We start from the raw sequence: 20,196 nt of genomic DNA on the forward strand, positions 1-20,196 counted from the left end.
TGCAGATGGAAACTGACGTAGTTTGAAGAGATTTTCGAAGAGTATGAGATTTTTATACCCATACAATATTTGTTTTAGGTCCTTGTTTACAGACTAATTTCTTGATAAAATAGAGGTTATGACGAGATATAAAGCAACTATTTCCTATGATGGTTATGCCTTTGCTGGCTTTCAGCGCCAGCCTCATGCGCGTAGCGTTCAGGAAGAAATTGAAAAAACCTTGACCAGGTTAAATAAAGGGCAAGCTATTACTGTTCACGGTGCTGGTAGGACAGATAGTGGGGTTCATGCTCTGGGACAGGTGCTTCATTTTGACTTGCCCTATCAAATGGATGAGGAAAAACTTCGCTTTGCCTTGGACACCCAGTCCCCTGAAGATATTGATGTGATTTCGATTGATCTGGTAGCGGATGATTTTCATTGCCGTTATGCTAAGCATAGCAAGACCTATGAGTTTATCGTGGATAGAGGACGTCCCAAAAATCCCATGCGCCGTCACTATGCCACCCACTTCCCTTACCCACTTGATGTGGAGAGGATGCAGGAGGCCGTCAAAAAGCTAGAAGGAACCCATGATTTCACTGGCTTTACAGCCTCTGGGACTAGTGTAGAGGATAAGGTTCGCACTATTACAGAAGCCAGTCTTAGGGTTGATGAGACAGGCCAGTTTTTGACTTTTACCTTTTCAGGAAATGGTTTCTTGTATAAACAGATTCGCAATATGGTGGGGACACTGCTCAAAATCGGCAACAAGCGTATGCCAGTAGAGCAGATTGACCTCATCTTGGAGAAAAAGGACAGGCAGCTTGCAGGTCCCACTGCAGCACCAAATGGTTTATATTTAAAGGAGATTCGTTATGAAGAATAATCGTATTTTAGCACTTTCTGGAAATGATATTTTTAGTGGTGGTGGCCTGTCAGCTGATTTGGCTACCTATACTTTGAACGGCTTGCATGGCTTTGTAGCAGTGACTTGTTTGACAGCCTTGACAGAAAAAGGATTTGAAGTCTTTCCAACTGACGATACCATTTTTCAACATGAATTGGATAGCTTGCGTGATGTGGCGTTTGGGGGAATTAATATTGGTCTTCTCCCTACTGTCAGTGTGGCTGAGAAGGCATTGGACTTTATCAAGAAACGCCCAGGAGTGCCTGTGGTATTGGACCCTGTCTTGGTCTGCAAGGAAACGCACGACGTAGCAGTTAGTGAACTTTGCCAAGAGTTGATTCGCTTTTTCCCTTATGTCAGTGTGATTACGCCTAACCTCCCAGAAGCAGAATTATTAGCTGGTCAAGAAATCAAAACCTTGGAAGACATGAAAACTGCAGCGCAGAAATTGCATGATTTAGGAGCGCCAGCAGTCATTATTAAGGGAGGCAATCGCCTTAGTCAGGACAAGGCTGTGGATGTCTTTTATGATGGACAAAACTTTACAGTTCTAGAAAATCCTGTCATTCAAGGGCAAAATGCTGGTGCAGGTTGTACCTTTGCTTCCAGCATTGCCAGTCATCTAGTCAAAGGTGATGAACTTTTACCAGCAGTAGAAAGCTCAAAGGCTTTCGTTTACCGTGCCATTGCACAAGCAGATCAGTATGGAGTAAGACAATATGAAGCAAACCAAAACAACTAAAATCGCCCTTGTATCCCTCTTAACCGCCCTTTCTGTGGTTCTAGGCTATTTCTTAAAAATTCCAACACCGACAGGTATTCTAACTCTTTTAGATGCGGGTGTTTTCTTTGCGGCCTTTTACTTTGGTAGTCGTGAAGGAGCTGTAGTCGGAGGACTAGCAGGTTTCTTGATTGACCTCTTATCAGGCTATCCTCAGTGGATGTTCTTTAGCTTGGTCAACCATGGCTTGCAGGGATTTTTCGCAGGATTTAAAGGAAAAACTCAGTGGTTAGGCCTTATCTTAGCAACGATTGCCATGGTAGGGGGTTACGCCTTGGGTTCTACATTGATGAATGGCTGGGCAGCAGCCCTACCAGAAATTTTACCAAATTTCATGCAAAATATGGTAGGGATGATTGTAGGATTTATCCTTAGTCAAAGTATCAAGAAGATTAAGTAAAGAGGCTGAGTCAAAAGTCTTTCAAATAAGAAAAACGCATAGTATCAGGTTTGAAAAGCTTGATACTATGCGTTTTATTGTGGGAAGATTTTCCTCATTTTCTAGTGAAATTGAACTTTTTCTAACATCTTTTTATAGATTACTTCTTAATCAATTATCATTTCCATTGTTGTTTCTTGGGGTTTCATCCCTTGTCTTTGATAAAAGCGGAGAGCACCCTCGTTATCATTCCAGACACTTAGGGTTAGATTATTGCAGCCAATTTCTTTAGCATAATTGAGAGCGAATTGATAGAGTTGATCACCAATTTTTTGACCACGAGCATTTTGATCTACACATAAATCTTTGATAAAAAGGGTTTTGATTTCTTGGAGAACAGGATTATCTGTTTTATCTTTTATGGTACAAAATAGGTGTCCGAGAACTTGTCCCTTCTCATCTTCAAAAACAAAAATAGGGGTATGTTCTTGAGAGAGAATATTTTGCAACTCAGAGGAACTATATTTAGTCCCAGTTTGCTTAAAAATATCTGGTCGAGCTTGGTGGTGAAGCGTAAGGATTTGTTGTAATAAATCGAGTAATTTAGGAATATCTTCTTGTTTAGCTTTTCGAATAGTCATGAAGGTTCTTTTTATTGGCTTAGTCTATAAGAAAAGCTTTAGGAGCAATCATTTTTCTTTATGAAGAGTTCTTAAAATAATTAACTGTGTTGACATAATCCAAAGAATGAGAATACTCATGTCCAATAGAGAAACATTTCCGTAGTCGTAAAGGCTGGCTCGCAGAAGATTTGAGGAAGGGACGAAAGGGAGGGCACGGTAAAGATGGTTTACCCACTCAGGTAGTCGATCTGCAGGATACATGAGTGGTGAGAACATGAGTCCAATCATAAGAATTAGCTGCGACATAAGGGTTACTGTATTTGGAGAAAAGGTGTAGGCTATAGCAAATCCCAGACTAATCATAGTAAGACAAATCAGAAGCACAATAAAAACACCAAGAAAAGATGGATGGAGACGAACAGAAAAACGGACATACCCAAGTAGAATAGAAATAAAAACTCCCGGCAAAATGGCAATTAACCACATCCACAAGTCAGCGAGAGAAATGAATATCCTAGGGATGGGTAAGGCACGAATATAATCAAAATGCCCTTCCAACTTATCATTTGCTATAACAGGGGAGGAAATTGTACAACCCATGGAGATAATTCCAATTAAAACAGAACCAGACGAAAGATAGTAGGCAGTAGTCGAATCGATATCGCCAATAACTAGAGGGTAGCCAAAAAGAAGAGAAATGGATAAGAGGAGCTGTGCTAGTGTAAAAAGGATGAAAAGCTCTTTTTGGCGCAAGTAGTTCCAATGAAGTAAGTAAAAAAATTGAGTCATATTAGTTGGTTAGCTCCTCTCTATAAAGGTCAGAAATAGTCAATGTTTTTTGATGAAGAGAGAGATTGGAAATTGTTTTTTGACCAAGTTCTTCTGTCAGTTGTGCTATCAATGGAGCTAGACTTCTTTCCTCAATCTCTAATTGACAACTAACACCATTGATAATTGTATAATCTTCTATTTTGTCTAATATACTTTTAGTCTTAAAATCAAAGCTTATCTGATACAGTTTGTCATGGATGATTTGCTTAACCTTTCCTGATTTGAGCAATCTACCATTATTAAAGAGGGCGTAATTATCTGCATATTTTTCAACCTCCAGAAGATTATGAGTAACGATAATAATGGTATGCCCCTTGCTAGCTAACTTTTGCAATAATTGCCATTGCTTTTCACGACGAATGGGGTCAACATCATTTGTTGGTTCGTCAAGAAGAATGATGTCTGAGCTACCGATTAGTGTCATAGCGAAGGAAGTTAGTCTTTTGAGACCGCCCGAAAGATCCTTACCTTTTTTGTAACGATAGTCTTCAATTTCTAAATCAGTGAGAAGCTGGCTGATTGTTTTTTCTAGTTCTTGGGAACTCAATCCTCGCATTTTTCCAAGTATTTCTAAATTTTGTTCTACGGTTAATTTGTCGAGTGGGGCATATTGTTGAGACATATAACTAATTAAGGTGCGTGCTTGTTTACGATTGTATATAAAAGAAATATCACCATACAAAATATCTCCTTGGTCAGGTTTAGTAAAACCAATCATTTGATTCAATAGAGTAGATTTTCCAGCTCCATTGTGTCCCAAAAAAGCCGTGATTTTTGCTGGTGATATTTCTAAGGAAATATGATTATTGGCTAAGTGCTGACCATCAAAAGATTTAGTCAAATTATCAATTACGAGTTTTGCAGTTGTCATAACTTTAATTCTCCGTACTTAGAAAAAATTTCCCAATCGTCTTCTTTACCTGTGCCGCATGTTGGACATTCATCAAGATAGCGTCCCCAAGAATCGTGTGTGAATGAGGCTCCGTTTTCATAATTGATTTCGTATTGATGGTTAAGGCTAATTGGTTCCGTATATTGAGTTAATAATCGGATAGTTTCATCAACAATGGCAGAAGTCAGTTGAAATATTGCTGGACCATAGGCTATTGTAGGGATTGTTTTTGTAATCGTACGAACACCGTGGAATTGTTCAAGGAATAGAGTGTCAATTTTTGTATAATAAATATTTAAACAATCAAAACAGCCTGTTTGGTAAGGGATAACTGAATAGACACGACCACGACTAACTTGACTGGCGCCAAATATACAGGGAATATTTTTTGTAACGATTGCTTTATTTACGATACGTTGAATATCATATTGAGGTTCATCAATCACACATATCGTAATATCAACATCATCAAGTAAAGGAATCAAGTCACTTACAGAGGTGATACGTATATTATGGGTTTCTACTTCAATATCGGAATTCATTTTTGTAACTTCTCTATGGGCAATTTGAACTTTAGATAAGCCAATATCATCTTCCTTGTATAGAAATTGTCTTCCTAGATTACTTTGCTCAACAATGTCAAAATCCACTATTTTTATCTTTTTAGGTCCCAAGCCTGCTAGTAATGTCAGTATGTTAGAACCCCCACCACCAAGACCTAGTAAAAGGATAGTAGACTGATGAATTTTTTTCTGTGTTGCAATACTATCTTGGAAGCTATTTAAATAGCGACTGAAATAATATATATTTGAATGATAACGTTCTTTAATATCCTGAATTTCGCCCGCTTCTTCGAGAACCCCCTCATTATCTAAGAGTTCAAGAGCGCCTGTGATGTCTTCTTCAGTTAAATCATCATATTTTGTTAGCATGATATTGAGAATATCTTGAAAAGGACGTCCGTCCAAAATATTGACTAAATTCCACATTTTATTATTATCATCCTTAATTTCTGTGGTTATACCAATTTGTAGCCCAATCCTAAATAAATTTTTATGAAGTTTATAAACAGGATATATTTCTTTTATTCTTGGATGATAGAATTTCATTTTAACCTCACTATTTTATTAAAAAAGGAAGACGAGGTGATTATAAATCATATATCCTCGTCTTGCAACTCCTAGTTCCTATTACAAATGGAAATAAGTAGAAAGAAAATGGTGAACCTATCTACTCAATTCCAACAGTAGGAATAAATAGAAAAGAACTCCTCTAAAAACTCAATTTTAAAATGCTAATTTTTCAACCTTTTCTGGTTACTAAACATAGAAAACCGGTAGTTTTTAGAGGTGCCCAAAATTTAGAAAACACCCCAGCTAATATCAGTTTTAGCAATAACTTTACGCACTTGAATATTTTTCATTTTTGTAACTCCTTTCATATTTGATAAGAATATTGTATAATAAATTAACGATTTTTTTATCAGCATGTCATAATTGACGTATTTGACGTTATAATTGGCAAAATCATGCTTGTAGTGAGGAATTTGATGTTAAAAATTGCGATTTGTGATGATTCTAATAGGGATGGTAGTCAGCTAGAAAACTTACTCTTATCTTATAAGGACATCAAAATAGAAACGAGTGTTTATACGAATCCCCAAAAACTATTAGAACAATTGACAGAGAAGTACAGTTGTGTTTTTTTGGATATCGAGATGCCACAGATAACAGGAATTGATATGGCACAAAAAATCCGTAAGGTAAACCCTTTTATCCCGATTATCTTTGTTACCAGTTATCGAGATTATATGGAGCAGGTTTTTGAAGTGCAGACTTTTGATTATTTACTTAAACCAGTGACTTCTAAAAAATTATATAAAACTCTGGATAGAGTGGTACGTTTTTTGAATTTAGGGCAAGCTGTATTTACGTTTACTTTTGGAAAGCAGCATTATTCACTGCCTTTAAATGACATTGTATTTTTTGAAAAGGATAAGCGTGCTGTCTTTATTTACACTAAAGATCAGACTTACAAAGCTTTGCTTAAAACGAAAGATATTTTAGAGAAATTACCTGATTACTTTATTCAAATTCATTCTTCCTATATTATCAATCCTAGATATGTGACAGAGTTTGATTCGCAAATAGTCACAATTTTAAATGGAATGGATGAAAATCACCTTCCAATTAGCCGAAAATTTCAAACGTCTTTTAGAGAAAAGTATTATTATTATCTGAGTGAGAGGAATTTTTAATGTTAGTCAGTTTGCGGATTGTGAGTATTCTGTTTGATTTATTTTTGGGAATTATTTTCTTTTATAGACCTCTGTCCCAAAAAGAAAAGTCTAGGAGAATTTGTATCTTTACTTCTCTCCTTTTATTTTTCCATGCCTTGTTGACGATATTATTTTCAGGAGCTAATCTTTTCTTAGTAGGGAATCTTATTCTCAGTATCGCAGAGTATTATTTTTTAGGTCTTTATTTTGGATATGCTGTTCAAGAATCTTCGTTTTGGATTTTTTGTCAGATGAGTCTAACTTTACTAGCTGGTACTATACTCAATCAAGCAGTGCAACTATTTTCCCCTTTATCAGTCATTTCAGAAAATCTAATAGCCATGCTTTTTTATCTCGCTGTAGCTTTTCTTTTATCATTGCTAGTGACCCTGGTTCTTCGACAACTTTTTCGTGCACATCAAAAGTTAGTTTATACTGTTTCTAAAGGGACTTGGTTATACCAGTTTATTGTACCATTTTTGTCCATTTGTTTTGCTTTTACAGTATCAGCGATTCAAGGGCAAGTGTTTGAGAAGGATTATCTTTCTTTTGTTTCTGTATTAGCCCTCATTGTGTTAACGTTCTCTTCTCTCTATTTCACCCTATATCTTTCTCAGCAACAACAGAGGTATTATCAAAGCATACTAGAGACGGAACAGATGACCTTTCAACTGAGAGAAATGAAACAATCTAAAAAAGATTATAGGAGGATTCAAAGGATTCAACACGATTTGAAAAATCAACATTTAATCCTCCTTGCACTTTTAAAAGAAGATCCTGAACAAGCGAAGTCTTATCTCCAAAGCATGACAAATAGTATAGAGAACCAAACTGTCTGTTACTCCAAGAATACAACAATTAACTTTTTACTCAATCAAAAATTACAGGATAAGGTAGAGGACATACAATTGGAAATTGATTGTTTTGTACCTCAACGATTAGAAATCAATCCAGATATTTTAGCGGTTTTACTTGGTAATTTGTTGGACAATAGTCTTGAAGCCTGTATGCGCTTGAGTAATAAAGAAGATAGGGTCTTAATCTTAGGAATACGATATTTTCAGAAGAAACTCTTTATTGCTATCGAGAATTCATTTGATGAGAATGAATTGGTAATACGAAAGGAACGTCAGACAGAGGGATGGGGGCTTAAAAATATTGAGAGACTTGTAACCAATCATAGGGGAACAATGAAGAATTTTATTCAGAATGGACGTCATAAAACAGAAGTGATTCTTCTTGTCTAACTAGGGTTTGTTGCTATCTTAATCAAAATAAAGCAAGTCTTTGCTGGTGCTTGTAAAGAGGTCAAAGCCATCCTTGGTAACAACACCGCAGTCTTCGATACGGACACCGACTTTACCAGGGATATAGATACCTGGTTCAACAGAGAAGCACATGCCTTCTTCGATGACCATGTCGTTTCCTTCCATGATAGATGGGAATTCGTGGACATCCATACCGATACCGTGACCGAGACGGTGGTTGAAGTATTCACCGTAACCAGCTTTTTCGATGACCTCACGGGCAGCCCGGTCCACTTCATGGGCAGTCACACCTGGTTTGATAAAGTCAAGAGCAGCTTGTTGGGCTTCAAGGGTCAAGTTGTAAATGTCTTTCTTGAATTGGTCTGGTTTGCCGACAGCGACTGTACGAGTCATATCTGAAGCATAGCCGTTGACCAGAACACCAAGGTCAAAGAGTAGAAGAGCATCATTTTCAACCTTGTTAGCTGCTGGAATACCGTGTGGATTTGCAGCATTATCACCAGTCAAGACCATGGTATCAAAACTCATTTCATAGCCTTCACGTTTCATAGCAAAGTCAATTTGAGCGATGATATCTGTCTCAGTCTTATCAAGAGAAATATTGTCAAAACCAACCTTAACAGCCTTGTCCGCATAGAGACCTGCAACCATCATTTTTTGCACTTCGTCAGCTGATTTGATGAGGCGCATGCGTTGGATACGAGGAGTGAGGTTGTCAAACTCAGCAGTTTCAAAAACGATTTTTAAACCATGATATTTTGTCAAGATGAGATTGTCAAACTCAACAGCGACACGTTTGAAATCAAGCTGTGGAAGAGCGTGTTTCATTTTTTGCCATGGATTTTCAGAATCCACATAGCCCACAACTGGGAAGGAAACAGTGCTAGTAGCACGCTCAACTTCAAGGGCTGGGACAAAGAGGAGGGGTTCCTGATCCGCTAGGACAAAAAGGAACATTTGGCGTTCATGGGGATCACTGTAAAAGCCAGTGAGGTAATTGATTGTGACGGGGTCAGATACGACAGCGACGTCTAGTTTTTCTGATTCAAGATATGTTACGATTTGTTGTAATTTAGACATATGCTACCTTCTTTCTACCCCTCTATTTTGGCAAAAAAAGAGAGAAAATGCAAGAGAGAAGGGTAAAAGAAGAGACAAAAAAACTCCGACAAGATAACGGAGTTCTTTGATATGGTTTTCCTTGGTTTAAGAAAAGTCAGCCTTGCTTTTCACGTCGCTGTATTCTTCAGCGATTTCTTGGCTGAGAATGTCCTCATAAGCAGGGAGTTGGATGTCCTGACCATATTTCTTCTTGAGGGCAGTAGTGACTAGGCGATAAGCTAGATTGGCATTACGAGAGAGGATAGGCCCGTGGAAGTAGGAACCAAAGACATTCTTATAATGAACCCCTTCACCAATCTTTTCTTCATTGTTTCCATTTCCATAGACTACCTGTCCCAGTGGTTTTTGGTCATCTGAGAGGAAGGTACGGCCCTGGTGATTTTCAAAGCCATAGTAGGTTTCATTGAAATCTTCATTGTGAATCTTGATGTCCCCAATAAAACGGTTATTGGCCTGATTGAGCGTGTAGTGACCCATGACCCCTAGTCCTTCGATGCGTTTGCCTGAAGCTTCAACATAATATTGCCCCAATAGTTGGAAACCACCACAGATAGCCAGAACCACACCGTCGTTTTGGATGTAGTTGTCAATGCTCTCTTTTTTAACAGGTAGATCGTCTGCAATAATACTTTGTTCAAAGTCTTGACCGCCACCGAAAAAGGCGATGTCATAGTGGTTTTCATCAAAATCATCATGCAGTGAAACGATGTCAACCGTCACATGGGCTCCCAGTTTTTCAGCCACATACTTGAGCATGAGGATGTTTCCATTGTCCCCATAGGTATTCATGAGGTTACCGTAGAGGTGGGCAATGTTGAGCTGATAGGGGTAATTGCCATCTTTTGAGGAAAGTGAAGTATAAACCATTAGTTCATCTCCTTTCTAACAATCTGACGACTAGCCAGCAGTTCACGGAATTCCAGCATAGCAGTATAGGTAGCCAGAATATAAGCATGCTTGCAGTCTTGGTTCTCAATGGTCTTAAGAACTTGCTCCAAACTACTTATTTCAGTGATTTTATCAGCTGGATAGCCTGTTACTCGGAGGCGACGAGCGATTTCAGAATGGCGAACACCTCCAGCGTTGATTTCAGGGATGTCCATCTCAGTGATTTGTTCAAAATCAGCATCCCAAATCCAGCTAGTATCAATACCGTCTGCATAGTTGGCATTGAGGAGGACAGATAGGCTAAATGGATAAGGAGCTAGTTTAATCATTTCGATAGCTTGAGTTGCACCGACTGGATTTTTAATTAAGACAAGGGTACATTCCTTGTCACCTATATGGAAGGTTTCTTGGCGTCCAAAGACAGCACGACTCTTATCAAATCCCTGCTTGATGAGTTGGGAATCTGCGCCGAGGAAACGGGCGATAGCAACCGCAGCTAGGGCGTTGTAGATATTGTAGAGACCACCGATTTGGATGCCGTATTCTTGACCGTCAATGACAAATCGTGAGCGATTGTTGGTCAACTCAACCAAGTCTGTCAAGCGATAGTCGAGATCAGGACGTTTACATCCACAGCCTTCACAGATATAGGCACCCAAGTTTGCATAGGTATTGTGTTCGTACTTAAGGATGCTGTGGCAGTCAGGACAGAGAATTCCTTCGGTATTATAGTGAGCCAGCTGGGCTGGACCTTTCTCCAAGTCAAAACCAAAATATTTTACAGGATTTGGAATAGCTGGCTTGTAGAAAAGTGGACTGTCTCCATTAAGGAGAACAGTGGCAGTAGGTACCTTACGAATAGCATCCAAAATCATCTTGTAAGTTGTGTAAATCTCACCATAGCGGTCCATCTGGTCACGGAAGATATTCGTGATGACAAAAAGGCTTGGCTGGATATAGTCACAGATACGAGATAGACTGGCCTCGTCGATTTCTAGGACGGCAATATTTTTCCCAGTTTTTGAAGATTTGGCTGTTAAGAAGGTTGTCGCAATCCCTGTAATCATGTTGGCACCACTTGGGTTGGTCAGAACTTGACCATAAACTTCTTTTAAAATGCCAACAGTGAGGGCAGTTGTCAGGGTTTTTCCATTTGTTCCAGTGACCACGACAATCTCGTAGTTCTTAGCTAGTTTTTGTAAAATATCTTTATCAAATTGAAGGGCAAGTTTTCCTGGAAGCGTACTTCCACGGCCAAGACGGCTTAAAATGAAGTGGGAAGAACGCCCAGCAAGAAGACCCAAAGTAGTTTTTAAGTTCATGTTTCTATTATATCATAAAAGAGGGAAAAGACAGATTTGATACTCAATGAAAATCAAAGAGCAAACTAGGAAGCTAGCCGCAGGCTGTACTTGAGTACGGCAAGGTGAAGCTGACGTGGTTTGAATTTGATTTTCGAAGAGTATGAGATTTCGCAGAAATGAAAACAGCCCTCAGAGGGCTGTTCGATACGATTAAATCTCAACTTAAATCGCAAACAAGTCATTCAAGTTCTCAGCCAAGGTTGGGTGAGTGAAAATTTGTTTTGTGAAGTAAGTGTAAGGAATCTTGTTGTCCATAGCAACAGTGATGATGTTGATGATTTCTTGAGAACCTTCTGAGAAGATGCTTGCTCCAAGAATTTCTTTTGTTTCAGTATTAACAACAGCTTTGAAAGCTCCACGAAGGTCTCCATTTACGTGACCACGAGGCATTGCTGCAACAGGGATTTCCTTAACGGCGTATGGAAGTTTCAAATCAGCTGCTTGGCTTTCAGTCAAACCAACTTGTGAAAGTGCAGGTGTGATGAACATAGTATTTGGTACATTGAGACGGTCTTCAAGTGTGTAGCTGCCATCTCCAGCAAGGTAGCTGTAAACAACACGGAAGTCATCAAGTGAAATGTAAGTAAATTGAAGACCACCGTTGACATCTCCAACTGCAAAGACACCAGGAACGTTTGTTTGACAATGTTTGTCTACTTTAATAGCACCACGTTCAGTTAGTTCAATATCTGTATTTTCAAGTTGAAGTGGTTCTACATTTGGTTTGCGTCCAGTTGCGTAGAGAAGGGCATCGAAACGGTACGTTTCGTTTTCAGTCACGACAAGCACTTGGTCACCGTCGTTTTTGATTTCAGTAGTATGGATATTTTGAAGCAATTCAATACCGTCTTCTTCCATGTATTGTTTAGCAAGAGCTGCGATGGAAGGTTCTGCACGAGGTAGGAAAGTATCCAAGGCATCTAGGACTGTAACCTTGCTTCCAAGTTTGTTGTAAAGACCAGCAAATTCAAGACCGATATTTCCACCACCAAGGACTCCAAGTTTTTCAGGTAATTTGTCCAAGTTTTGGATACCTGTTGAGTCAAAGACGTTTTTGCTTGTAGCAAGTCCAGGGATTGGCAAGACGTTTGAAACAGCACCAGTGTTGATGACGATTGTTTCAGCAGTTAGTTCTTTCTTTTCGTCACCAGCTTGGATTTCGATGACTTTATTTGAAAGGAAGTGAGCTTCCGCATCAAAGATATCCACGCCTGTACCAGCAACAGTCGCATAGTTTTTACCATTGAGGCGACCAGTGATAGTATTTTTGGTAGCAATGACTTCTTCAAAAGACAAGTCCTTCTCAGCAGCAACTAGCAAAGTTTTAGTTGGGATACATCCGATGTTGATACAAGTTCCACCGTACATAGCTTTGCTACGTTCAACGAGGGCAACTTTTTTGCCAGCTGAAGCCAATTTACCTGCTAGTGTTTTACCAGCTTTACCAAATCCGATAACGATTAAATCATAAGTTAACATTTAGAGTTCCTCCTATTCGAATTTCATTCTAGCACAAGAAAAAAACTTTTGCACAATTCTGCTACGAAAAAGACAGAAAAAGATAAAAACGCTTTCCAGACAAAAAACTAGTAATTTTTTGACAAGCTTGATAAACTAAAATCCTATCTATTTTTATATAAGATAGAATAAATGTTCGAAAATAGGAGGTTTTATGAAATCGAATCGTTATATTATTGCCTTTGCTGGGGTCATTTTACACTTAATGCTGGGTTCGACTTATGCTTGGAGTGTTTATCGCAACCCTATTATTGAAAAAACGGGATGGGATCAGGCTTCTGTTGCCTTTGCCTTTAGTCTAGCAATCTTTTGTTTGGGCTTATCGGCTGCATTTATGGGGCGTTTGGTAGAAAAATTTGGTCCGAGAGTCATGGGGAGTATATCTGCCTTTCTATATGCAGGTGGAAATATCTTAACAGGATTTGCAATAGACCGTCAGGAGCTGTGGTTGTTGTATCTGGCTTACGGCATTTTAGGTGGGCTTGGTTTGGGAGCAGGCTATATTACCCCTGTGTCAACGATTATAAAATGGTTTCCTGATAAACGTGGTCTCGCAACAGGTTTAGCGATTATGGGGTTTGGTTTTGCTTCTTTATTGACTAGTCCCATAGCGCAACATCTCATCGCAGGGGTAGGGCTTGTAGAAACTTTTTATATTTTAGGTGCAAGTTACTTTATTATCATGCTCCTAGCTTCACAATTCATTAAGCGTCCAAATGAGCAAGAGCTTGCAAGTTTATCTGTTTCAGGGAAAGAAAAAACAGCCTCTTTGACGCAAGGAATGGCTGCGAATCAGGCTCTGAAAAGCAATCGGTTTTATATACTTTGGATTATTTTCTTTATCAACATAGCTTGTGGTTTAGGCTTAATTTCAGCGGCATCGCCAATGGCACAGGAGATGGCTGGCTTGTCTACAAGTCATGCAGCAGTAATGGTAGGCGTTTTAGGGATTTTCAATGGATTTGGTCGCTTGCTCTGGGCGAGTTTGTCTGACTATATCGGTCGCCCTCTAACCTTTAGTATATTACTGCTTGTCAATCTTTTCTTTTCTCTCTCACTTTGGCTCTTTACAGATTCCGTTTTATTTGTAGTCGCTATGTCTATTTTGATGACTTGCTATGGAGCTGGTTTTTCTTTGATTCCAGCTTATCTCAGTGATATTTTTGGAACCAAGGAATTGGCCGCTCTGCATGGATATATTTTAACAGCTTGGGCAATGGCTGGTTTAGCAGGACCTATTTTATTAGCAGAGACTTATAAAATGGCTCATTCTTACACACAAACCTTGTTCGTTTTTATCATTTTATATAGTATCGCCTTGGCTTTGTCTTATTATCTAGGTCGTTCCATCAAAAAGGAAAGTCAAAAACCGTTTACATGATTTTCTGTAGAAATGGGGCTATCTTTTGCTCTTGTCTTGTGTTATACTAGATAGGTTGCAAAGAAAACAGTACTTTTCTTTTGTGGAAAAGAAGCAACACGATTTTGTATCCAGTATATGAAAATACGTCATAAAAAGAAAAGTATACACTAAGCCCTATAGGGTGGCTTCGCACCACCTTTAGAAAGAAGAATAACGTGAAATTTAATGAATTAAACTTGTCTGCTGATTTGCTAGCAGAGATTGAAAAAGCTGGTTTTGTAGAAGCCAGTCCGATCCAAGAACAAACCATTCCTTTGGCTCTAGAAGGCAAGGACGTTATCGGTCAAGCTCAGACTGGTACAGGAAAAACCGCAGCCTTTGGCTTGCCAACCCTTGAAAAAATCCGTACAGAAGAAGCGACCATCCAAGCCTTGGTCATCGCTCCAACTCGTGAACTCGCTGTCCAAAGTCAAGAAGAACTATTCCGCTTTGGTCGTAGCAAGGGAGTCAAAGTCCGTTCAGTATATGGTGGATCAAGCATTGAAAAACAAATTAAGGCTCTTAAATCTGGTGCCCATATCGTGGTGGGAACTCCAGGTCGCCTCTTGGACTTGATTAAACGCAAGGCCTTGAAATTACAAGATATTGAAACGCTCATCCTTGACGAAGCGGATGAAATGCTCAACATGGGCTTTCTTGAGGACATTGAAGCTATCATCTCCCGTGTCCCTGAAAGCCGTCAAACTTTGCTTTTCTCAGCAACTATGCCAGATGCCATCAAACGTATCGGTGTTCAGTTTATGAAAGAACCTGAGCATGTGAAGATTGCGGCTAAGGAATTGACAACAGAATTGGTTGATCAATACTACATCCGAGTTAAAGAACAAGAAAAATTTGATACTATGACTCGTCTCATGGATGTGGAACAACCAGAGCTTGCTATCGTATTTGGTCGTACCAAACGTCGTGTGGATGAATTGACTCGTGGTTTGAAAATCCGTGGCTTCCGTGCAGAAGGAATTCATGGAGACCTAGACCAAAACAAACGTCTTCGTGTCCTTCGTGACTTTAAAAACGGTAATCTTGATGTTTTGGTTGCAACAGACGTGGCAGCGCGTGGCTTGGATATTTCAGGTGTGACCCATGTCTATAACTACGATATTCCACAAGATCCTGAAAGTTATGTTCACCGTATCGGTCGTACAGGTCGTGCTGGTAAGTCAGGTCAGTCTATTACTTTCGTATCACCAAATGAAATGGGCTACCTTCAAATCATTGAAAACTTGACTAAGAAACGTATGAAAGGTCTCAAACCTGCAAGTGCAGAAGAAGCCTTCCAAGCTAAAAAACAAGTAGCTCTCAAGAAAATCGAACGTGATTTTGCAGATGAAACCATTCGTGCTAACTTTGAGAAATTTGGTAAGGATGCTCGTAAGCTAGCTGCCGAATTTACTCCAGAAGAATTGGCAATGTATATCTTGAGTCTGACTGTTCAAGATCCAGATAGTCTTCCTGAAGTGGAGATTGCACGCGAAAAACCACTGCCATTTAAACCATCAGGTAATGGATTCGGTGGTAAAGCTAAGGGAGGTCGTGGAGGCCGTCGTGGGGATGACCGTCGAGACCGTGATCGCCGTGGTAATGGTCGTCGGGATGATTTCAAAAAAGGAAGTCGTGGCAATGATCGTTTTGATAAAGACAGACGTTACCGTAAGGATAATAAAAAACCACGCAATACTTCAAGTGAAAAGCAAACAGGCTTTGTTATTCGTAACAAGGGAGATAAATAAGAAAAAGCGGTTCAAAATGAATCGCTTTTTTATATAAGGAGACCAAGGGTGAAAGAAGATGGTGATAGCAAAGGATAGGTGAAATGGAAAGGTATTATCAACCCACCTTCTTATAATGATATAATATCGAATATAAATTAGGTTGTCAATAAGAAAACATAATTTTCTAAAATATTTCAGCTAGTCTAAATTGCAATTAAATAAGCAATTTTCAGATAATAATTGAAAATTCAATCTGTTTATGTTATAATGATAGCGATTAAATTCGAGGTGAAAAATGGCACATTTATTAGAAAAAACAAGAAAGATTACATCAATTTTGAAGCGCTCAGAGGAGCAGTTGCAGGATGAGCTTCCTTACAACGCTATTACGCGTCAGTTAGCGGATATTATTCATTGCAATGCCTGCATTATCAATAGTAAGGGACGTCTGCTTGGCTATTTTATGCGTTATAAAACAAATACAGATCGCGTAGAGCAATTCTTCCAAACTAAGATTTTCCCAGATGACTACGTTCAAGGGGCTAATATGATTTACGAAACAGAAGCAAATTTGCCTGTTGAGCATGATATGAGTATTTTCCCTGTTGAGAGTAGAGAAGATTTTCCAGATGGCTTGACGACTATTGCACCGATTCATGTATCGGGGATTCGCCTTGGTTCTTTGATTATTTGGCGCAATGATAAAAAATTCGAAGATGAGGACTTGATTCTTGTTGAGATTGCCAGTACCGTTGTTGGGATTCAGCTTCTTAACTTCCAGCGTGAAGAAGATGAGAAAAATATCCGTCGCCGTACTGCTGTCACCATGGCGGTTAATACCCTTTCTTACTCCGAACTCCGTGCTGTTTCAGCAATTTTAGGGGAATTAAATGGAAATGAAGGGCAGTTGACTGCATCAGTGATTGCAGACCGTATCGGAATTACCCGCTCTGTGATTGTCAATGCCCTTCGTAAACTTGAATCTGCGGGAATTATTGAAAGTCGCTCACTTGGAATGAAGGGAACCTACCTTAAGGTCTTGATTTCAGATATTTTTGAAGAAGTGAAGAAAAGAGATTACTAATGACTAAAGCTTTAATTTCGATTGATTATACAGAAGATTTTGTTGCTGATAGTGGTAAATTGACAGCAGGGGCTCCAGCTCAGGCTATTTCGGATGCCATTAGCAAGGTGACTAGACTAGCTTTTGAACGTGGAGACTACGTCTTTTTTACCATTGATGCGCACGAGAAAAATGATTGTTTCCATCCAGAAAGTAAACTATTCCCTCCTCATAATCTGATTGGGACGAGTGGACGGAATTTATATGGAGATTTGGGGATCTTTTATCAAGAGTGTGGTTCAGACAGTCGTGTCTTTTGGATGGATAAACGCCATTACTCAGCTTTTTCAGGGACTGACCTAGATATTCGTTTGAGAGAGCGTCGAATTTCTACAGTTATCTTAACAGGAGTCTTGACGGATATCTGTGTCCTGCATACAGCTATCGATGCCTATAATCTAGGTTATGACATCGAGATTGTTCAACCAGCTGTTGCTTCCATCTGGCCTGAAAATCATCAATTTGCCCTAGGTCATTTCAAAAATACACTTGGAGCTAAGTTAGTAGATGAAAATCTAAATGAACTTTCTGAGCAATTTGGTTGATGAAATAGAAAATTTTTGAAAAAAAGTGTTGACAAGGATCCCAAAAGTTGATATACTAGTAAAGTAATCGACGCGGGGATGGCGGAATTGGCAGACGCGCAGGACTAAGGATCCTGTGACCGCTTTAGGTCGTGAGGGTTCAAGTCCCTCTCTCCGCATAGGATAAGAGTTAGCTTAGGCTAGCTCTTTTGTATTTCTCTAAAAAATTAGAATCCAGTCAAATGTAGTGGAGAATCAGCGAAAATATGGGAAAGCTGATCCTTGTTTCTGCTTTTGTATAGAAGAATAATAAAGATTATCTTTTTCAAATTCTCCGATATTCTCTAAAGTTTTGTGCAAGTTGCACAGAACTTTTTTGTTTTTTTGGTCACCTTGCCATAGAAATGTAAAGCGTTTTCATCTATAATGTAATTATCAAAAGACAAAAGGAGTTCACCTCATGGTAGAATTAAATCTTAAAAATATTTACAAAAAATATCCAAACAGCGAACACTATTCAGTTGAAGATTTCAACTTGAACATCAAAGATAAAGAATTTATCGTTTTCGTAGGTCCTTCAGGATGTGGTAAATCAACTACACTCCGTATGATTGCTGGTCTTGAAGACATCACAGAAGGTACTGCATCTATCGATGGCGTGGTTGTCAATGATGTAGCTCCAAAAGACCGCGACATCGCCATGGTATTCCAAAACTACGCTCTTTACCCACACATGACTGTTTATGATAACATGGCTTTCGGTTTGAAATTGCGTAAATACAGCAAGGAAGACATCGACAAACGTGTGCAAGAAGCAGCTGAAATTCTTGGATTGAAAGAATTCTTGGAACGTAAACCAGCTGACCTTTCAGGTGGTCAACGTCAACGTGTTGCCATGGGTCGTGCCATCGTCCGTGATGCAAAAGTATTCTTGATGGATGAACCTTTGTCAAACTTGGATGCCAAACTTCGTGTATCAATGCGTGCTGAAATTGCGAAAATCCACCGTCGTATCGGAGCTACAACTATCTACGTGACTCACGACCAAACAGAAGCGATGACACTTGCAGACCGTATCGTTATCATGTCAGCAACTAAGAACCCTGCTGGCACAGGTACTATCGGACGTGTAGAACAAATCGGTACTCCTCAAGAAGTTTACAAAAACCCAGTTAACAAATTCGTTGCAGGATTCATCGGAAGCCCAGCTATGAACTTCATCAACGTGAAATTGGTTGGAAGCGAAATTATTTCAGACGGTTTCCGTTTGAAAGTTCCAGAAGGAGCATTGAAAGTTCTTCGCGAAAAAGGCTACGAAGGTAAAGAATTGATCTTCGGTATCCGTCCAGAAGATGTGAATGCAGAACCTGCTTTCCTTGAAACATTCCCAGACTGTGTTGTAAAAGCGACTATCTCTGTATCAGAACTGCTTGGTTCAGAATCTCACCTTTACTGCCAAGTTGGTAAAGACGAATTTGTTGCTAAAGTTGATGCTCGTGACTACTTGCAGACAGGTGCAACAGTTGAGCTTGGATTTGACTTGAACAAAGCACACTTCTTTGATGTAGAAACTGAAAAAACAGTCTATTAAAATAAATAAAATTCAAAGCACTACAAGAAAAGATATCTCTTTATCAATTGTAGTGGAGAGATATCAGTTAATCTAGGGAGAGAAACAAAATGCTTCTCTCCTTTTTGTTAGGGAAGTCATATTATGCATCTATCTTGTGATACCCTTTGAATAAAAATGGTCATCTTATTTGACTTATAGGGTGACTAGCAGATGAAATATTGTTTTCTCTTTCTTCTTTACTGGAAAATATGCTATAATAGAGAGTAAAAACTTTGAAAGAAAGAAAAATATGAATTTAAAAGATTACATTGCAACAATTGAAAATTATCCAAAAGAAGGTATCACCTTCCGTGATATTAGTCCTTTGATGGCTGATGGAAATGCTTATAGCTACGCTGTTCGTGAAATTGTTCAGTATGCTACTGACAAGAAAATTGACATGGTTGTAGGGCCTGAGGCTCGTGGATTTATTGTGGGCTGTCCAGTTGCCTTTGAGTTGGGAATTGGTTTTGCACCTGTTCGTAAACCAGGTAAATTGCCACGTGAAGTCATTTCTGCTGACTATGAAAAAGAGTACGGTGTTGATACCTTGACTATGCATGCGGATGCAATCAAACCAGGTCAACGCGTTCTTATTGTAGATGACCTCTTGGCAACAGGTGGAACTGTTAAGGCAACTATCGAGATGATTGAAAAACTTGGTGGTATTGTAGCAGGTTGTGCCTTCCTTGTTGAATTGGATGAATTGAACGGCCGTGAAAAAATCGGTGACTACGATTACAAGGTTCTTATGCATTATTAATGAAAAACAGTCCCTAGGGCTGTTTTCTCTACATTAGGATATAAAAATAGACTATAGCTAGTTAGAGAAAAACTATAATTGAAAACTATATCTTCTTGCAGTATAATAAAAGGACTATGTGTTTGAAATTTAGTTTCATACTCAATGAAAATCAAAGAGCAAACTAGCCGTAAGCTGCTCAAAGTACAGCTTTGAGGTTGCAGATA

20 protein-coding genes and 1 tRNA gene are annotated in these 20,196 nt (G+C 39.1%); 12 read left to right on the plus strand and 9 right to left on the minus strand.

The annotated features are described in order from the left end of the window. Window positions 1–118 precede the first annotated feature (118 nt). The 3 genes from truA to HT708_RS09825 are packed head-to-tail and all read left to right on the plus strand — an operon-like array spanning window position 119 to window position 2,070. Window positions 119–868 carry a tRNA pseudouridine(38-40) synthase TruA gene (gene truA / locus HT708_RS09815; protein ID WP_000199190.1) on the plus strand — a complete coding sequence of 250 codons (750 nt, stop codon included), beginning with the start codon at window positions 119–121 and terminating at the stop codon, window positions 866–868. Then, window positions 858–1,631 (plus strand): bifunctional hydroxymethylpyrimidine kinase/phosphomethylpyrimidine kinase, encoded by a 774-nt coding sequence (locus HT708_RS09820; protein WP_172926321.1) that lies wholly within the window; start codon window positions 858–860, stop codon window positions 1,629–1,631. The genes truA and HT708_RS09820 overlap by 11 nt, the downstream gene beginning before the upstream one ends. Next, entirely contained in the window at window positions 1,609–2,070 is a 462-nt protein-coding gene (locus HT708_RS09825; RefSeq protein ID WP_000814970.1) for an ECF transporter S component, read from the plus strand. The genes HT708_RS09820 and HT708_RS09825 overlap by 23 nt, the downstream gene beginning before the upstream one ends. A 146-nt stretch (window positions 2,071–2,216) precedes the next feature. Here HT708_RS09825 and HT708_RS09830 read toward each other — a convergent pair whose 3' ends face one another. Genes HT708_RS09830 through HT708_RS09845 form a run of 4 tightly spaced genes read right to left on the minus strand, consistent with a single transcriptional unit; the run spans window position 2,217 to window position 5,504 of the window. Continuing rightward, window positions 2,217–2,690, minus strand: a complete 474-nt coding sequence (locus tag HT708_RS09830; protein ID WP_138702213.1) for a GNAT family N-acetyltransferase — start codon at window positions 2,688–2,690, stop codon at window positions 2,217–2,219. Between the two features lie 48 nt (window positions 2,691–2,738). Then, a complete protein-coding gene (locus HT708_RS09835) occupies window positions 2,739–3,461 on the minus strand; it encodes an ABC transporter permease (protein ID WP_000191422.1) in 723 nt (240 codons plus the stop codon). Window position 3,462: 1 nt separating this feature from the next. Further along, window positions 3,463–4,374, minus strand: coding sequence for an ABC transporter ATP-binding protein (locus HT708_RS09840; protein WP_000205301.1), 912 nt, complete (start codon window positions 4,372–4,374; stop codon window positions 3,463–3,465). After that, window positions 4,371–5,504, minus strand: a complete 1,134-nt coding sequence (locus HT708_RS09845) for a ThiF family adenylyltransferase (protein WP_023936973.1) — start codon at window positions 5,502–5,504, stop codon at window positions 4,371–4,373. The genes HT708_RS09840 and HT708_RS09845 overlap by 4 nt, the downstream gene beginning before the upstream one ends. Before the next feature lie 440 nt (window positions 5,505–5,944). Between HT708_RS09845 and HT708_RS09850 the strand changes: the two genes are divergently transcribed. Both HT708_RS09850 and HT708_RS09855 read left to right on the plus strand, forming a co-directional pair. Continuing rightward, window positions 5,945–6,652 (plus strand): LytTR family DNA-binding domain-containing protein, encoded by a 708-nt coding sequence (locus tag HT708_RS09850; RefSeq protein WP_000912214.1) that lies wholly within the window; start codon window positions 5,945–5,947, stop codon window positions 6,650–6,652. After that, on the plus strand, window positions 6,652–7,920 hold the full coding sequence (locus HT708_RS09855) for a GHKL domain-containing protein (RefSeq protein WP_000961370.1): 1,269 nt from the start codon (window positions 6,652–6,654) through the stop codon (window positions 7,918–7,920). The genes HT708_RS09850 and HT708_RS09855 overlap by 1 nt, the downstream gene beginning before the upstream one ends. Window positions 7,921–7,938: 18 nt before the next feature. Here HT708_RS09855 and HT708_RS09860 read toward each other — a convergent pair whose 3' ends face one another. The 4 genes from HT708_RS09860 to HT708_RS09875 all read right to left on the minus strand — a co-directional run bounded on the left by HT708_RS09860 (window position 7,939) and on the right by HT708_RS09875 (window position 12,794). Then, the gene (locus tag HT708_RS09860; RefSeq protein ID WP_166731568.1) at window positions 7,939–9,021 is read right to left on the minus strand and encodes a Xaa-Pro peptidase family protein; all 1,083 of its coding nucleotides are present in this window, start codon (window positions 9,019–9,021) and stop codon (window positions 7,939–7,941) included. 126 nt (window positions 9,022–9,147) lie between these two features. Further along, entirely contained in the window at window positions 9,148–9,930 is a 783-nt protein-coding gene (gatD, locus tag HT708_RS09865; protein WP_166731569.1) for a lipid II isoglutaminyl synthase subunit GatD, read from the minus strand. After that, the gene (murT, locus tag HT708_RS09870) at window positions 9,930–11,273 is read right to left on the minus strand and encodes a lipid II isoglutaminyl synthase subunit MurT (protein ID WP_166731570.1); all 1,344 of its coding nucleotides are present in this window, start codon (window positions 11,271–11,273) and stop codon (window positions 9,930–9,932) included. Before murT ends, gatD begins: the two co-directional genes overlap by 1 nt. A 204-nt stretch (window positions 11,274–11,477) precedes the next feature. Beyond that, complete coding sequence (locus tag HT708_RS09875) at window positions 11,478–12,794, minus strand: FAD-containing oxidoreductase (protein WP_049512248.1); 1,317 nt, start codon at window positions 12,792–12,794, stop codon at window positions 11,478–11,480. Window positions 12,795–12,987: 193 nt separating this feature from the next. Here HT708_RS09875 and HT708_RS09880 point away from each other — a divergent pair, with 193 nt between their 5' ends. The 7 genes from HT708_RS09880 to HT708_RS09910 all read left to right on the plus strand — a co-directional run bounded on the left by HT708_RS09880 (window position 12,988) and on the right by HT708_RS09910 (window position 19,990). Continuing rightward, complete coding sequence (locus tag HT708_RS09880) at window positions 12,988–14,214, plus strand: OFA family MFS transporter (protein ID WP_172926322.1); 1,227 nt, start codon at window positions 12,988–12,990, stop codon at window positions 14,212–14,214. Window positions 14,215–14,411: 197 nt separating this feature from the next. Next, entirely contained in the window at window positions 14,412–15,986 is a 1,575-nt protein-coding gene (locus HT708_RS09885) for a DEAD/DEAH box helicase (RefSeq protein ID WP_172926323.1), read from the plus strand. Between the two features lie 277 nt (window positions 15,987–16,263). Further along, entirely contained in the window at window positions 16,264–17,052 is a 789-nt protein-coding gene (codY, locus tag HT708_RS09890; RefSeq protein WP_050213134.1) for a GTP-sensing pleiotropic transcriptional regulator CodY, read from the plus strand. Continuing rightward, window positions 17,052–17,636, plus strand: a complete 585-nt coding sequence (locus HT708_RS09895; RefSeq protein WP_172926324.1) for an isochorismatase family cysteine hydrolase — start codon at window positions 17,052–17,054, stop codon at window positions 17,634–17,636. Before codY ends, HT708_RS09895 begins: the two co-directional genes overlap by 1 nt. Before the next feature lie 72 nt (window positions 17,637–17,708). Continuing rightward, window positions 17,709–17,794: transfer RNA gene (locus tag HT708_RS09900), tRNA-Leu, on the plus strand. 281 nt (window positions 17,795–18,075) lie between these two features. After that, window positions 18,076–19,206 carry a sn-glycerol-3-phosphate ABC transporter ATP-binding protein UgpC gene (gene ugpC / locus HT708_RS09905; protein WP_000229957.1) on the plus strand — a complete coding sequence of 377 codons (1,131 nt, stop codon included), beginning with the start codon at window positions 18,076–18,078 and terminating at the stop codon, window positions 19,204–19,206. A 271-nt stretch (window positions 19,207–19,477) separates the two neighbouring features. Beyond that, window positions 19,478–19,990 carry an adenine phosphoribosyltransferase gene (locus tag HT708_RS09910; RefSeq protein ID WP_023933925.1) on the plus strand — a complete coding sequence of 171 codons (513 nt, stop codon included), beginning with the start codon at window positions 19,478–19,480 and terminating at the stop codon, window positions 19,988–19,990. Here the strand turns inward: HT708_RS09910 and HT708_RS11620 are convergent. After that, a partial coding sequence (locus tag HT708_RS11620; RefSeq protein ID WP_205380756.1) for a hypothetical protein occupies window positions 19,987–20,196 on the minus strand: 210 nt, incomplete at its 5' end. The genes HT708_RS09910 and HT708_RS11620 overlap by 4 nt on opposite strands.

Source organism: Streptococcus sp. 3613 (genome assembly GCF_013277375.1).
Classification (GTDB): domain Bacteria; phylum Bacillota; class Bacilli; order Lactobacillales; family Streptococcaceae; genus Streptococcus; species Streptococcus pseudopneumoniae.